The sequence below is a fragment of the Nonomuraea sp. NPDC050227 genome, assembly GCF_044459705.1.
Lineage (GTDB): Bacteria > Actinomycetota > Actinomycetes > Streptosporangiales > Streptosporangiaceae > Nonomuraea.
Genome location: NZ_JBITJF010000005.1, coordinates 348,525 through 363,007, shown reverse-complemented (window position 1 = coordinate 363,007; position 14,483 = coordinate 348,525). Strand labels below are relative to the sequence as shown.

At 72.9% G+C, this 14,483-nt stretch carries 14 protein-coding genes; 9 read left to right on the top strand and 5 right to left on the bottom strand.

All coding sequences use genetic code 11. The features are described 5' to 3' along the window. Nucleotide 1 precedes the first annotated feature (1 nt). Nucleotides 2–628 carry a hypothetical protein gene (locus tag ACIBK9_RS21970; RefSeq protein WP_397160655.1) on the bottom strand — a complete coding sequence of 209 codons (627 nt, stop codon included), beginning with the start codon at nucleotides 626–628 and terminating at the stop codon, nucleotides 2–4. After that, entirely contained in the window at nucleotides 625–1,137 is a 513-nt protein-coding gene (locus tag ACIBK9_RS21965; RefSeq protein ID WP_049573205.1) for a SigE family RNA polymerase sigma factor, read from the bottom strand. The genes ACIBK9_RS21970 and ACIBK9_RS21965 overlap by 4 nt, the downstream gene beginning before the upstream one ends. 279 nt (nucleotides 1,138–1,416) lie before the next feature. Between ACIBK9_RS21965 and ACIBK9_RS21960 the strand changes: the two genes are divergently transcribed. The 8 genes from ACIBK9_RS21960 to era all read left to right on the top strand — a co-directional run bounded on the left by ACIBK9_RS21960 (nucleotide 1,417) and on the right by era (nucleotide 7,348). Then, a complete protein-coding gene (locus tag ACIBK9_RS21960) occupies nucleotides 1,417–1,761 on the top strand; it encodes a histidine triad nucleotide-binding protein (protein ID WP_358292033.1) in 345 nt (114 codons plus the stop codon). A gap of 90 nt (nucleotides 1,762–1,851) precedes the next feature. Next, a complete protein-coding gene (locus ACIBK9_RS21955) occupies nucleotides 1,852–2,889 on the top strand; it encodes a PhoH family protein (RefSeq protein WP_352352470.1) in 1,038 nt (345 codons plus the stop codon). Then, nucleotides 2,886–3,362 carry an rRNA maturation RNase YbeY gene (gene ybeY, locus ACIBK9_RS21950; protein ID WP_352329052.1) on the top strand — a complete coding sequence of 159 codons (477 nt, stop codon included), beginning with the start codon at nucleotides 2,886–2,888 and terminating at the stop codon, nucleotides 3,360–3,362. Before ACIBK9_RS21955 ends, ybeY begins: the two co-directional genes overlap by 4 nt. Beyond that, a complete protein-coding gene (locus ACIBK9_RS21945) occupies nucleotides 3,359–4,654 on the top strand; it encodes a hemolysin family protein (protein ID WP_397160652.1) in 1,296 nt (431 codons plus the stop codon). Before ybeY ends, ACIBK9_RS21945 begins: the two co-directional genes overlap by 4 nt. Before the next feature lie 307 nt (nucleotides 4,655–4,961). Continuing rightward, a complete protein-coding gene (locus tag ACIBK9_RS21940) occupies nucleotides 4,962–5,615 on the top strand; it encodes a hypothetical protein (protein WP_397160650.1) in 654 nt (217 codons plus the stop codon). A 10-nt stretch (nucleotides 5,616–5,625) separates the two neighbouring features. Then, complete coding sequence (locus tag ACIBK9_RS21935; RefSeq protein ID WP_387672480.1) at nucleotides 5,626–5,943, top strand: cytidine deaminase; 318 nt, start codon at nucleotides 5,626–5,628, stop codon at nucleotides 5,941–5,943. A gap of 7 nt (nucleotides 5,944–5,950) precedes the next feature. Further along, complete coding sequence (locus ACIBK9_RS21930; RefSeq protein WP_397161064.1) at nucleotides 5,951–6,421, top strand: NUDIX domain-containing protein; 471 nt, start codon at nucleotides 5,951–5,953, stop codon at nucleotides 6,419–6,421. An 18-nt stretch (nucleotides 6,422–6,439) separates the two neighbouring features. Next, nucleotides 6,440–7,348: a GTPase Era gene (gene era, locus ACIBK9_RS21925; protein WP_387672483.1), complete on the top strand. Its 909-nt coding sequence runs from the start codon at nucleotides 6,440–6,442 to the stop codon at nucleotides 7,346–7,348. A 31-nt stretch (nucleotides 7,349–7,379) separates the two neighbouring features. Here the strand turns inward: era and ACIBK9_RS21920 are convergent, their stop codons facing one another. Beyond that, a complete protein-coding gene (locus tag ACIBK9_RS21920; RefSeq protein ID WP_387672486.1) occupies nucleotides 7,380–7,853 on the bottom strand; it encodes a hypothetical protein in 474 nt (157 codons plus the stop codon). A gap of 90 nt (nucleotides 7,854–7,943) precedes the next feature. Next, complete coding sequence (locus ACIBK9_RS21915) at nucleotides 7,944–10,511, bottom strand: BTAD domain-containing putative transcriptional regulator (RefSeq protein WP_397160647.1); 2,568 nt, start codon at nucleotides 10,509–10,511, stop codon at nucleotides 7,944–7,946. A gap of 79 nt (nucleotides 10,512–10,590) precedes the next feature. Here ACIBK9_RS21915 and ACIBK9_RS21910 point away from each other — a divergent pair, with 79 nt between their 5' ends. Beyond that, entirely contained in the window at nucleotides 10,591–14,007 is a 3,417-nt protein-coding gene (locus ACIBK9_RS21910; protein WP_397160645.1) for a protein kinase, read from the top strand. Here the strand turns inward: ACIBK9_RS21910 and ACIBK9_RS21905 are convergent. Next, nucleotides 14,004–14,444 carry an ATP-binding protein gene (locus tag ACIBK9_RS21905; protein WP_397160643.1) on the bottom strand — a complete coding sequence of 147 codons (441 nt, stop codon included), beginning with the start codon at nucleotides 14,442–14,444 and terminating at the stop codon, nucleotides 14,004–14,006. The genes ACIBK9_RS21910 and ACIBK9_RS21905 overlap by 4 nt on opposite strands. Between the last annotated feature and the right edge of the window lie 39 nt (nucleotides 14,445–14,483).

The following is a 14,483-nucleotide window of genomic DNA, read 5'->3' as shown; positions in this document are numbered from 1 at the left end:
CTCAGGGTGTCGTGTGCGGCACGTCCACCAGCGGGCTGCTCAGGTCGCTCGGGCCGGTGGGCAGGTCGTCCGGCGGGCACTCGTCGGAGGGGCACGACGTCGGCGAGTCGGTCGTCTCCGACGGGGTCGGCGTGGGGGTCGGCGTGATCTCGGGGCACTCCTGGTCGCCGGCGGCCTCACCGCTCGGGCAGGGCGTCGAGGACGGCGTCGGCGACGGCGTGGGCTGCCTGGTCGACCTGGCAGTCTCCGAGGGCCGATGGGTCTCGCTGTGGCTCGGCGGCACGACCACCGCGGGCGGCGGCTCGGCGCTGTGACTGTCGCGCCTGGGCGGCGTGGACAGCCTGGTGGAGGAGTTGCCGGGGGTGGTGGTCGAGTTGTCCACCACCTTGACGGGCGTCTCGAAGATCTGGGAGCGCAGCCCGGGAACGACCATCACGATCGTCCCCGCCACCAGCACGGCGCTGACCGCCGCCGCGCCCGCACGCCACCAGAACAGGTTACGGACGCCGCGCCGCTCGATGCGGGCGCGGATGATCTGCAGTCCTTCCGGCGAGGGCACGACCGCGTCCGCCTCCGCGCGGAGCGCACGGCGCAGGACGTCGCCGTACTCGTCGGGGGGCTGGGTCATGACATCTTCTCCAGGACGGACCGCAACGCGGCCATTCCACGGGCGGTGTGGCTCTTGACCGCGCCCTTGCTGATGCCCATGGCGTGGGCGATCTCAGCTTCGGACAGATCTCCGTAATAACGCAGAACCAGTGCTTCTCTCTGTCGGGTCGGCAGGGCGCGTAACGCCTCGATGACGGCGGAGCGTTCCAGCTCGCCGATCGCGCCGTTCTCGGCGCTCGGGGCGTCCGGCAGGCCCTTGGGTGCGTACTTCTCGACGACCGCGCGGTGACGCAGCACGGAACGGGACCGGTTGACGACAGACTGACGCAGGTAAGCGAGTGCTTTGTCGGGATCGCGCAGTCTGCGCCAGGCGCCGTGAATGGCGACGAACGCGTCCTGCACGACTTCCTCGGCGGTTGCCATGTCACGCACCAGCAACACCGCGAGACGCACCAATGACCGGAAATGCGCGCTGTAGAGCGCGGTCACGGCCATGTCGGCATCCCACCCGACCGGCACCGCCCCCATCGACCTGTCGGCCAGAAGGGTTTCGGTGGTCACATCAGTGGGACGCGCGGCCTTCCCAGAGGGTTTACTCTCTTCCGGTTCTGAAGGTTTCCCCGGTTCCTTAGGGTGCATTACCCAGTCGTGTTCCTCGCCAGGTGGCGCTCGCCCGACCCTGAATCAACTTTTTTGCTCTGAAGTGTCGCATACTCACCCTAACCGCGCGGATCTTCGGGCGCACGACACCACGGATTACCGATTCGCAACGGACTGCCGAACGGTCGCTCTCGATAGGGTACTGCCGTGAGCGACTGCCTCTTCTGCAAAATCGTGGCCAAGGAAATTCCGGCCGACGTCGTCTACGAGAACGCCAGGGCGCTGGCGTTCCGCGACATCAATCCGCAGGCCCCGACGCACGTGCTGGTCATCCCGCGCGCGCACCATCCCGACGCGGCCTCCATGGCCGCCGCCGACGACGGGCTCGCCGACGACGTGCTCAAGGCCGCGCACGCCGTCGCCGTCCAGGACGGCGTGGCCGAGGGGGGCTACCGGATCGTCTTCAACACCGGCCCCGGCGCCGGCCAGACCGTCTTCCACGTGCACGCCCATGTTCTCGGAGGGCGTGACCTCACGTGGCCGCCCGGCTGATATTGACGCGAGCAATCAGCCTGGTGCCGGATACGATGGGCGGAGAAGAACACCGAACAGACCGGGAGGCATCAGGCCGCTGGCCTGCCCATGTCCGAACTACATGAATCCCGACGCACGGCACCTCCCTCGCGCACTCAAGCCAAGGTGCTGATTCCGGACGAATACCCGATGGTCAGCCTCCTCGGCTCCCGTGACGAGCTGCTTCGCGTCATCGAGGGCGCCTTCAGGGCCGACATCCACGTGCGGGGCAACGAGATCACCGTCACCGGCAGCCCCGACGAGAGCGGCGCGGTCGTGCGCCTGTTCGAGGAGCTGGTCGAGGTGCTGCGCAGCGGGGGCGAGCTCACGCCCGACGCGGTCGAGCGGAGCATCGCCATGCTGCGCATGACCTCCGACCGTCCGGCCGAGGTGCTCTCGCTCGACATCCTGTCCTCCCGCGGCCGCACGATCAGGCCGAAGACCGTCAACCAGAAGCGGTACGTCGACGCGATCGACCAGCACACGATCGTGTTCGGCATCGGGCCCGCGGGCACCGGCAAGACGTACCTGGCGATGGCCAAGGCCGTGCGCGCGCTGCAGGAGAAGCGGGTCAACCGCATCATCCTGACCAGGCCGGCGGTCGAGGCGGGCGAGCGGCTCGGCTTCCTGCCCGGCACCCTCTACGAGAAGATCGACCCCTACCTGCGGCCGCTCTACGACGCGCTGCACGACATGGTCGACCCCGACTCGATCCCGAAGCTGATGGCCGCGGGCACGATCGAGGTCGCGCCGCTGGCGTACATGCGCGGCCGTACCCTCAACGACGCCTTCATCATCCTCGACGAGGCCCAGAACTCCTCGGCCGAGCAGATGAAGATGTTCCTGACCCGGCTGGGGTTCAACTCCAAGATCGTGGTGACCGGCGACGTGACCCAGGTCGACCTGCCCTCGGGCACGGTGAGCGGGCTGCGGGTCGTCCAGGACATCCTGGAGGGCATCCCCGACATCCACTTCGCCCGCCTGTCCAGCGCCGACGTGGTGCGCCACAAGCTGGTGAGCGACATCGTCGACGCCTACGGGCGCTACGACGCCACCCAGGCCGCCCAGGAGCCGAAGGCCATCCACCGGGGGAAACGACGCCCGTGAGCATCGAGATCAACAACGAGTCCGGCGTCGGCGTCGACGAGGAGAACCTCGTCGCGCTGGCCACCCACGTGCTCGGCGAGATGGGCATCAACCCGCTCGCCGAGCTGTCCATCGTGGTGGTCGACGAAGACGCCATGTCCGAGCTGCACGAGAAGTGGATGGGCGAGCCCGGCCCGACCGACGTGCTGGCCTTCCCGATGGACGAGCTGCGTCCCGGCGGCGGCGCGCGCGGCGACGGCGAGAGCCCGGCCGACCCGGCGCTGCTCGGCGACGTCGTGCTCTGCCCGCAGGTCGCGGCCAGGCAGGCCAAGGAGGCCGGGCACAGCGCCCAGGCCGAGCTGGAGCTGCTGTGCACCCACGGCATCCTGCACCTGCTCGGCTACGACCACGCCGAGCCCGAGGAGCACAAGGAGATGTTCGGGCTGCAGGCCCAGATGCTCGAGTCCTGGCAGGAGGTGCGCGACTCGCGGTGAACGCCTGGTTGCTGTGGGCCATCGCCCTTGTGATCATCGGTGGCCTGATCGCCAGTGCGGAAACGGCACTGACGCGCATCTCCCGGGTGCGCGCGGAGGAGTTCGTGCGCGAGGGCCGGCGCGGGGCCGATCGGCTCCAGGCCATCGTCACCGACCCGCCCCGCTACCTCAACCTGCTCCTGCTGCTGCGCCTGAGCTGCGAGCTGGTGGCGACGGTCATCGCCACGCTGCTGTTCATCGACCTCATGCACGACCAGGGCTGGGCCTACGTGGCCGCCGCGGCCGTCATGATCGTGGTGAGCTACGTCGTCGTCGGGGTCATGCCGCGGACGCTGGGGCGCCAGCACGCCGAGCCGGTCGCGCTGGCCGGGGCGCCGATCGTCTACGGCCTGACCCGCATCTTCGGCCCGCTGCCCAAGCTGCTCATCCTGCTCGGCAACGCCCTGACCCCCGGCAAGGGCTTCCGCGACGGCCCGTTCACCTCCGAGGCCGAGCTGCGCGACCTGGTCGACCTGGCCGAGGAGCGCCGGGTGATCGAGCCGGACGAGCGCGAGATGATCCACTCGGTCTTCGAGCTGGGCGACACGCTGGTCCGCGAGGTCATGGTGCCCCGCACCGACATGGTCTACATCGAGCGCGGCAAGACGATCAGCCAGGCGCTGTCGCTCGCGCTGCGCAGCGGCTTCTCCCGCATCCCGGTCGTGGGCGAGAACGAGGACGACGTCATCGGCATCGCCTACCTCAAGGACATCGCCCGCAAGATCCACGAGTCGGGCGAGGGCGGCGGCAAGGAGACGGTCGAGTCGATCATGCGGCGGGCCGCGTACGTGCCGGAGAGCAAGCCCATCGACCAGCTCATGCGCGAGATGCAGGCCCGGCAGATCCACATCGCGATCGTCATCGACGAGTACGGCGGCACCGCCGGCCTGGTCACCATCGAAGACGTCCTGGAGGAGATCGTCGGCGAGATCACCGACGAGTACGACCAGGAGGCCCCGCGCGTGGAGACCATGTCCGAGGGCGCGCTGCGGGTGACCGCCCGCATGCCGGTCGACGAGCTGGGCGAGCTGTTCGACACAGAGATCGAGGTCGACGACGTCGAGACCGTCGGCGGCCTGCTGGCCCACGCGCTCGGCCGGGTGCCGATCGCCGGGTCGCAGGCGGAGGTGGCGGGGCTGGAGCTGACGGCCGAGAGCCTGGCCGGGCGGCGCAACCGCATCAGCACGGTCGTCGTCCGCCGGGTCGCGCCGTCCGCGGAGGACGACGTCCAGGCCGCCGCCGACCGTGACTGACCACTTTGCGGGGAGATGTCGCAAGCGTTCTACAAGTCGTCTGCAAGCGGGGTCCGGCAGTCTCATACCTGACACCCGGTGCGGTGGGTGTCACGAGGAAGCGTCCGAACGCCGGGTGGGGTTCGCGGCCGGAGGGCGCTCCTGGGGGGACGACGGCGTTCCGGCCAGCTAGCCGGCCAGGACGTCGATCGGCGTAAAGGGTGTTCTCGTCTGGAAACCGGGCGAGGGCACCCTTTTTGCGTTTGGTGGAACCTCTGCGGAGATTGCCGCATTCGTCGCCGGGGGAGGCTGCGGTCCAGGGGGAATCATGAAAGCGCGGATCATCGTGTACGGGCTGCTGGCCGCGACCCTGGCGGGCTGCGCGGGCAGCGGCGGCGGGGCGGACGGGAAGGTGGCGGCCGTCGTCGACGCCCAGGCCATGGCCCAGCTCCGTGAGGTGCTCACCAGGCGGCCGAGCCTGCCGGACGGCTTCGCGCAACGGCCCGAGCAGGCCTGGCGGGTGCCGTTCGGCCGGGTGGACCAGGCGTGCCGGGCCGCGCTCGACGTGGCGGCCGGGCACGCGCCCGAGGAGGGGCTCACCGGCCAGGCGGCGGTCAGCTACCAGGGGGACGGCCTGGGCGAGCGGGCGGCCGTCGGCCTGGCCAGGTACGCCGGCGACGAGGCCGAGGCGCGCTTCGACGACCTCAGCGAGGCCCTGGAGTCGTGCAGGGAGATCCGGACGTCGGGCGGCACCGCCCTGCGGGCCCGCAGGCTGGACGTCGGCGACGCTGCCCGCTCCGGGGACGAGGCCGCCGCGGCACGGCTGCGCGGACGGCTGAACGGCTACCCGTACGCCCTCGACGTCGTGCTGTCGCGGGACGGCGACACGCTGGTGTCGGTCGTGCACGCGGGCATGAGCGACGTGGACCGGGACCGGACGAGGAAGCTGGTCGCCGCCCTGCTGTCGATGTCCACGGCCTAACCTGGTTCCCGTGACTCTCGATCCTGAAGACAGCAAGATCATCACCCTGGCGCGGGCGGTCAGGGCGCGCAACGAGGCCGCCGAGGGCGCCGCCGTGCGCGACGAGACCGGCCGCACGTACTCGGCGACCGGCGTCGCGTTGTCGTCGCTGAGGCTGTCGGCCGTGCAGGTCGCGGTGGCCATGGCCGTCTCCGGCGGCGCGCGCTCGCTGGAGGCGGTCGCGCTGGTGACGGCGGGCGAGCCGGACCCGGCCGACGAGGCGGTCGCGGCCGAGCTGGGCGTCAAGGCGCTGCTCGTGGCCGGTCCCGACGGCACGCTGAGGTCCTGACGTGGCCATGTCGCCGTTCCTGGCCCGGTTGCGCGCCAAGATCGGCAACGACCTGCTCATGCTGCCGTCGGTCAACGGGTGCGTCTTCGACCGCGCCGGACGGGTGCTGATGGCCCGGCACGGCGACGACGGCCTGTGGGCCACCCCCGGCGGCGGCGTCGACCCCGATGAGCGCCCGCAGGACGCGGTGGTCAGGGAGCTGCGCGAAGAGCTGGCCATCGAGGTCGAGGTGCGCGGGCTGATCGGCGTCTACGGCGGCCCCGAGTACCGCACGGTCTACCCCAACGGCCACGAGGTGGCGTACGTCATCGCCATGTACGCCTGCACCCTCGCCTCCGGCACGCCGACCCCCGACGGCGAGGAGATCAACGACTACCGGTGGGTGACCGAGCACGAGGCCGGCGGCCTGACGACGCCGGCCTGGACACCCCTGGCGCTGCCCGACGCGTTCGCCTGGTGGCGTGAACATGGCAGCTGATAAGCGACAATGCACAATGTGACTTCGCCAGACAATCATCGCGCCGGATTCGCCTGCTTCGTGGGAAGGCCGAACGTCGGCAAGTCCACATTGATGAACGCCCTGGTCGGCGCCAAGGTGGCGATCACCTCGTCCAAGCCGCAGACGACCAGGCGGGTCATCAGGGGCATCGTGCACCGCCCCGACGCCCAGATCGTCATCGTGGACACGCCGGGCCTGCACCGGCCGCGCACCCTCCTCGGCGAGCGGCTGGACAGCCTGGTGCTGTCCACGCTCACCGAGGTCGACGTGATCGGCTTCTGCGTGCCGGCCAACGAGCCGATCGGCAAGGGCGACCGCTTCATCGCCGACAAGCTGGCGGCGGTGAAGAAGACGCCCGTGGTCGCCGTGGTGACCAAGTGCGACCTGGCGAGCCGGGAGCAGGTCGCCCAGCAGCTGCTCGCGGTGTCGCAGGTGGCCGAGTTCGCGGCGGTCGTGCCGGTGTCGGCGCAGTCGGGCGAGCAGCTCGACGTGCTGGGCGACGTGCTGATCGAGCACCTGCCCGAGTCGCCGCCGCTGTACGAGGGCGGGCAGCTCACCGACGAGCCCGAGCAGGTGATGGTGGGCGAGCTCATCAGGGAGGCGGCCCTGGAGGGCGTGCGCGACGAGCTGCCGCACTCGATCGCCGTGGTGGTCGACGAGATGATGCCCCGCGAGGGGCGCGACGACCTGCTCGACATCTACGCCCACATGTTCGTCGAGCGGCCCTCCCAGAAGGCCATCGTCATCGGGCACAAGGGCGAGCGGCTGCGCGACGTGGGCACCAAGGCCCGCAAGCAGATCGAGGCGCTGCTCGGCACGCGGGTCTACCTCGACCTGCGGATCAGCGTGGCCAAAGACTGGCAGCGCGACCCCAAGCAGCTGCGCCGCCTCGGCTTCTTCGACTGACCCCGCCGGTGACCCCGCCGGGCCGGGCGGGTCAGCGTGCGCGGCGCACCAGGGCCAGCACGGACAGCACCACGATCGCGACCGAGCAGGCCAGCGCGGCGAACCAGCCGAACCTGATGACCGGCTCGACCGACAGCAGCCCGCCCAGGTCGATGGAGAGCCGGTCGCCGACGCGCTGCGGGTCGGCGACGAACATCACCAGCAGCAGCGTGGCCACCGCGCCCGGCACCACCGCCAGCGCCGCCACGCGCGGCCGGCCGCCCAGCAGGCCCGTGACGCCGAGCGCCAGCGCGGCCAGCCCGGCGAGCAGCGTGTAGAGGCCCGTGCTGACGTCGACGCCGCGCACGTCGTCGGAGACGCCGGCGCCGATCAGGTCGCTGCGGGCCTCGACGCCGGCCCAGGGCATGATCGCGGTGAGCACCAGGAGGGCGGCCGCGACGGCGACGGCCAGCGCGGCGCCGCGGCGGGCGGACGTCGTCCGGGCGGGCTTGAGGTCATCGGCCACACGATCACTGTAAGCCGGGCCCCCGGCCCTCACCACCCGACGCGACGGACTCGTCACCAAGCCGAGCAGCGGGGGCGGCGGGGGACGGGGTCAGGGGGTGGCCAGGAAGGCGCGGGCGTTGGCGGCGGCACGGCGGTCGCCGGTCTCGTCGAAGACCTCCAGGGCGGCCGCGGCCAGCTCGCGGGCGCGCCCGACGGCCCCCTCGGCCCGGTTGACCCCGGCCAGGGCCAGCAGCGCGTACGCGTCCAGCAGGCGGTCGCCGAGCCGTACGGCGATGCCCCTGGCACGTTCGGCGGCCGACCTGGCGTCGGCCTTGGCGCCCTGCGCCAGCCGTACGGCGGCCAGGTCGAGCAGGGTGTCGGCCTGCCGGTGACGGTCGCCCAGCTCCGTCAGGTGACCGACGGCCGCCAGGAGGTGGACGGCGGCCTCCTCCAGCCGGCCCGCGCGGCGCAGCACCGCGCCGAGCACGCGCTCGGCGTCGGCGGCGTCCCGCTGGTGGTCGGCCGCCTCCAGGCAGGCCAGCAGCGCCCGCTCGGCCTCCTCCAGCCGGTCCCGCTCCAGGTGCACCCGGCCCAGGCGGCGCCGGGTGTGGTTGACGTCGCGGGTGCGGCCCTGCCGCAGGAACATGCCGAGCGCCAGCCGCAGCTTCTCGTGGGCCAGGTCCCATTCGCGCTCGGCCAGGTGCAGGTCGCCCTGGCCGAGCAGGACGAGCGCCTCGCCCCGGTCGTCGCCGGCCCGCCGCGCGGACTCCAGCGCCCGCTCCGAGACCGCCCGCCAGTCGTCGAGGAACCGGTGCCGCTCCAGGTACGGCCCCAGCAGGTGCGCCAGCCGCCAGCACGGCTCGTCGAGCCCGGCGGCGTGCAGATCGGCGACCAGGCTCACCAGGAACGGCCGCTCGGCGTCCAGCCACTCGACCGACTCCCTGATGTCCCTGGTCGCCACGGCCGTGGCGGGGTCGCCCGACACCAGCGAGAAGCGCGAGGCGCGCACCCGGGCCAGAACGAGCTCCGACACCTCGGCCAGCACGCCCGGCAGCGGCTGCTCGCGCGCGAACAGCCGGGTCAGGTCGTGCATGCGGTAGCGGATCTGGCCGGCCGCGTCCACGCCGTGCGTCTCCAGCAGGCCGGCGTCCACCAGGGCCTCGGCGCCGCCGCCGAGCCGGTCGGTGAGCCAGTCGGCGAAGTCGGGGGCCGACAGGGCGCCGAGGCCGCGTAACGTCCGCCTGGCCGGTTCGGGCAGCCCGTCGTAGCCGATGGCGAACACGCTGCGGACCGTCTGGTCGCCCGCGTGCAGCCGGTCGAGCCGCTTGTGCTCGTCCTCAAGCAGGCCCACCAGGTAGTCCACCGTCCAGTTCGGGCGGGCCGCCAGCCTGGACGCGGCGATGCGCAGCGCGATCGGCAGGCCGCCGCAGAAGCGGGCCAGCCGGTGCAGCGCCTCGTCCGCGGGCCGTCCTGAGCCGGCCACGAGCAGGGCCAGGGCGTCCTCCTGACCGAGCACGCCGACCGACAGCCGGGTCGCGCCGGTCAGGCCGCCCAGCGATGAGCGGCTGGTCACGACCGTCGGGCAGGACGTCAGCAGCGGGCGCACCTGGGCCTCGCCGGCGGCGTTGTCCAGCAGGACCAGCAGGCGGCGGTTGGCCGTGTAGGTGCGGAACAGGCGCTCGCGCTGCTCCAGCCCGGCCGGGATGGCCTGGGCCGGGCAGCCGAGCCAGCGCAGGAAGTCCTCCAGGACGGCCGAGGGGGCCGTGGTCTCGCGCAGGTCGGCGTACAGGATGCCGTCGGGGAAGGACTCGCGGGCCCGCCAGGCGGCGTGCACGGCCAGGGCCGACTTGCCCGCGCCGGCCTGGCCGTGCACGACGACGTGGCCGCCGACCACCCGGTCGAGCAGGTCGGCGCGGCCGGTGAAGTTCGCGATGTCCGGCGGCAGCAGCACCGGGGGGCCCGCCGAGACGTGCAGCGACACGTCGTCGTGGAGCATGCGGTGGTAGAGCAGTTGCAGCTCGGGGTCGGGCTCGATCGCGTGGCCGCCGTCGAGCTGGTCGCGCAGCACCGCGTACGCGGCCAGCGCGTCGACCCGGCGGCCGCTGCGGTAGAGGGCCAGCATGTACTGGCCGCGGAAGCGCTGCCAGAGCGGGTGCTGCTTGGTCAGCCGTTTCAGCTCGGCCAGCAGCTCGCGGTGGCGGCCGGCGTCGAGGTCGGCCTGGACGCGGCGTTCCAGGGCGAGCAGCCGCAGCTCCTCCAGCTCCTCGCGCAGGCGCCGGGTCTCCTCCCACCGCTCGCCGTCGGGGTCGAGGTCCTCCAGGGCGGGGCCGCGCCACAGCGACAGCGCCTCCTCGTACGAGCCGCGGTCGACCAGCAGCCGGAACCGGTCGACGTCGAGCTGGTGGGCGCCGATCGCCAGCACGTACGAGCCGGACACGGTGGTGATCACGTCCTTGCCCAGGAGCTGGCGGAGCTGGCCCACGTACCCGCGGACGAGGGAGTCGGAGCGGTCGCCGCCCTCGCGTGGCCACAGCAGCCGGCGCAGCCGTTCCACGGTCAGCGGGCGGCCCGCGTTCAGCAGGAACATCGCCAGCAGGTCCCGGTGCTTCGGGGTCGTGGGGGTGCGATCCCGGCCGCCGTCGCGGACGTCGAGCGGCCCCATGATGCGGAATTCCACGCGGCCTTCCTTTTCGGAGGAGATGTCGATCAGAATGGCACATCTGATGGCTCCCCTGATTTCGTCCGACCCTCACCGCTTGGGCCGTTACTGGCTGGCCGCACGGCTGGGCGCGGGCGGCCAGGGCGTGGTCTACGAGGCGTACGGCGAGGCCGGGGAGCGTGTGGCGGTCAAGGTGCCCAGGTCCGACAGCGCGGAGTCGCGGTCCAGGCTGGCCAAGGAGGCGGCGGCGGCCCAGCGGGTGGCCTCGTTCTGCACGGCCAGGGTGATCGAGGCGCAGGTGGACGACGCGCCGCTGTACATCGTCAGCGAGTACGTCCCGGGGCCGAGCCTGCGCGAGGTGGCCGCGGAGGCGGGGGCGTACGAGGGGGACGCGCTGCGCCGCCTGGCGATCGGCGTCGCGACCGCGCTGACGGCCATCCACCGGGCCGGGATCGTCCACCGCGACCTCAAGCCGGACAACATCATCCTGGGCCCGGACGGCCCGCGCGTGATCGACTTCGGCGTGGCCAGGGAGGTGGGGCCGACCACGACCGGGCCGATCATGGGCACGCCGGGCTACATGGCGCCCGAGGTGCTCACCGGGCGCGCCGCCACCGAGGCGGCCGACGTCTGGGCGTGGGGGATGGTGGTGCTGTTCGCGGCGCGGGGGCGCGACGCGGTCGAGGCCGGCGAGCCGATGGCGGTCGTGGGCCGGGTGCTGGAGTTCGAGGCGGACGTCGCCGGGCTGCCGGAGGAGCTGGCCCCGCTGGTGTCGGCGGCCACCGCCCGTGATCCCGCCGCCCGTCCCGCCGCCGGGGACCTGCTGCTCCGCCTGCTGGGGGAGGGCGCCCGCCGGGACGCCGGCGACCCCTTGGCCCGTGGCGGGATCGTGGCGGGGGAGCTGAGGGGGCGGGCCGGGCCCGATCTGGGGGCGATCGCCGAAGAGCTGTACGGCGAGCTGAGCGAGGACGAGCGGACGGCCGTGCCCGAGGTCTTCCTGCGGCTGCTCGACGGCGACGGCCTGCGTCCCGTGGAGCGCGAGGAGCTGCCCGAGGCCAAGGCGGTCGACTCGATGCTCGCCGTGTTCGTCTCGGCGGGCATCCTGGCGCCGGGCGGTGACGCGTACGAGTTGGTCGCCCCCGGCCTGGTGCAGGCGTGGCCGCGGCTGCGCGACTGGCTGGCGGGCAACCGCGAGGGGCTGCCCGTGCACCGCCGCCTGGCCGAGGCCGCCGCAGAGTGGGACGCCCACGGCCGCAAGCCCGCCGACCTGCTCCAGGGCACCAACCTGGACCGCACGCTGCAGTGGGCCGCCACCGAACGCAAGGACCTCACCCTGGCCGGACGCGAGCGCGACTTCCTGGACGCCGCCGCCGGGCAGGCCCGCAGGCGCACCCGGCGGCGCGGCCTGCTCGCGGCCGTGCTGGCGGTGCTGCTGGTGGTGGCGCTGGGCGGGCTCGGCGCGGCGGAGTATCTGCGCAGGGAGTCGGCCCGGCAACGGGACGAGGCCCTGGCCAGGGAGCTGGCGCTGCGCGCCGCCGGGCTGCGCGAGCTGGAGCCCGCGCTGGCCGGCCTGCTCTCCGTGGCGGCCTGGCGGCTGGCCCCGGCGCTGATCGAGACGGCGGGCGCTCTGTACGACGCGGGCTCCCAGCACGTCACCGACGTGTTCGTGGCGCCGTATGTGGACGCGGGGAGCGTGCAGGCGCTCAGCACGGACGGTCACGTCCTGGCCTCCGTGACGGACGGCACCGCTCGCGTCTGGGACGTCCCGACCGGCCGGAAGCTGCACGAGCTGGCCGGACTCGGCGCGGGCGTGCGGAGCGTCGCCGTGAGCCTCGACGGCCGCCTGCTGGCCGCCCTGGACGACAAGGGCGTGCGGCTGTGGGACGCCGTCACCGGCAGCCGCCTCGGCGGCCGGTTCGCGAGCAGGGCGAGCGGGTTCGGGGCGCTGGAGTTCGACCGCACCGGCCGCCGGCTCGCGGTGCCGCACGGCTCCGACGGCGAGCAGTGGTGGAACGTCGCCACCCGTAAGCCCCTCACCGCCCCCGGCGGCGCGATACTCAACGGCGTCAGCCCCGACGGCCGCTACGGCTTCGTCGCCGACAGCGAGGACCGGTCGCAGGTGTGGGACCTGAGCCGCCGCCGGCGGCTGCACCTGCCGACGCTGCCCGGCACCGGCACCACCGTCGAGGCCAGGTTCAGCGACGACGGCCGCGCCCTCGTGGTCGTCGAGGACGTGGCCCGCCACGACAAACCCAAGGTCCGCCTGTACGAGCTGCCCTCCGGCACCACGGAGTACGAGCTCGAAGGCACGAACGGCCAGGCCGCGGACCTGGTCTTCGACGGCCGGTACGTGGCCACGTGGGGTCCGGCGGACCTGCTCGTCCTGCGGCCGCGCGACAGCCTGGTGACCGCTCTGCTGCTCCCGGTGCCGGACGGCGTCACGCAGGTCCGCTTCGACCTGGCGGGCAAGGCCGTACGCCTGCTGAACGAGGCGGGCGGCGTCTCCACCGTCGATGTCTCCACGCTGTTCGATCCCCGGCTCGGCGATGAGCTGCCCGACCTGCGGATGAGCCCGGCCGGCCGAATCCTGGCCGTCAAGCGGGACGACCGGCTCGAACTGCTCGACCCGGCGACCCGCCGCCGTCTGGCCGGCCCGATCGCCTGGAAGGGCGACGGCTCGGCGATGGCCTTCAGCGCGGACGGCACGCGGCTGGCCTACGGCGACGGCGCCCGCGTCCGCGTGCTCGACGTCGCGAGCGGGCGGGAGACGCAGGCGTTCGGGCTGGCCGGGAAGGGGGCGGAGAAGGCCGACGCGCTCGCCTTCGACCCCGGCGGCCGGACCCTGGCCGTGCTGCCGTCCAGGTTCGAGGGGCAGCTGCCGCTGGAGCTGCACGACCTCACGAGTTCGCGGGCGCGGACCACGAAGGTGACGGGCGCCGGGCCGATGAGCTTCGCGCCGGACGGTTCGCGGCTGCTCATGGGAGGCCCTGAGGTGCGGCTCTACGATCCGGCGGGCGGGACCGCGCTGCCGTTGGGGGCCGAGGCCCGGCGGGTCGGCGGCGCCTTCGCCTACAGCCCGGACGGCCGCCAGGTGGCCTTCTCGCATCCTGACCGGATCACGCTGTGGGACCGGGACCTGCGGACCATGCTCGGCGCCTTCCCCAGCGTGCCGGGCGCGGAGCAGTTCGAGCTGCCGGTCTGGTCGCCCGACGGACGGCTGATCGCCACGTACGAGAAGGGCCCGCGGATCCGCCTGTGGGACGTGGCCTCGCGGCGGTACGTCGGGGTCGTGTTCGACGCGATGGCCGAGTCGACCGGCGACAACGTCTGGCTCGGCTTCTCGGCCGACGGCACCAAGCTGTACACCCTGGACGACGACGGCGCCTTCCGTACGCACGACCTCGACCGGCGGCATGTGGCCGCGACCGTGTGCGCCCGCGCCGGCCGCGCGCTCACGGCGGCGGAGTGGCGGGCGTACCTGCCGGGGGTCGAGCCGTTCGACGTGTGCCGCTAGGACGCCCAGGCGACGACCTGGAACCAGACCGCCTTGCCGGGCGGCACGGGGTTCCAGCCCCAGTCGTGGGACAGGCTGTGGACGATGGCCAGCCCCCGCCCCCGGCAGGCCAGCGGGTCGGCCTGGCCCATCCGGGGAAGGGTGGCGCACGAGTCGCGGACCTCCACGGTCAGCAGCCGGCCCTCCCGGACCACCACGACCCGGACGGGTTCCGCCGAGCGGGCGTGGGTGAGCGCGTTGGTGACCAGCTCCGAGACGAGAAGCTGGGCGATCTCGACGGCGGCCTCCGCCGCTTCGTGATCCTTGGCGACGTCGCGGACGAACCGCCGCACGGAGGAGACGCAACCGGGGTGCCGGGGCATCCGCCGTTCGCCGAGGACCGTGTCCGGCAGGGGCCGCCGGTCGGCGAGCGTCACGGCGGGACTTTCGGATTTCATGTGGCCAGCGTGACGCCATATGACTACGGTCGGTAGTGA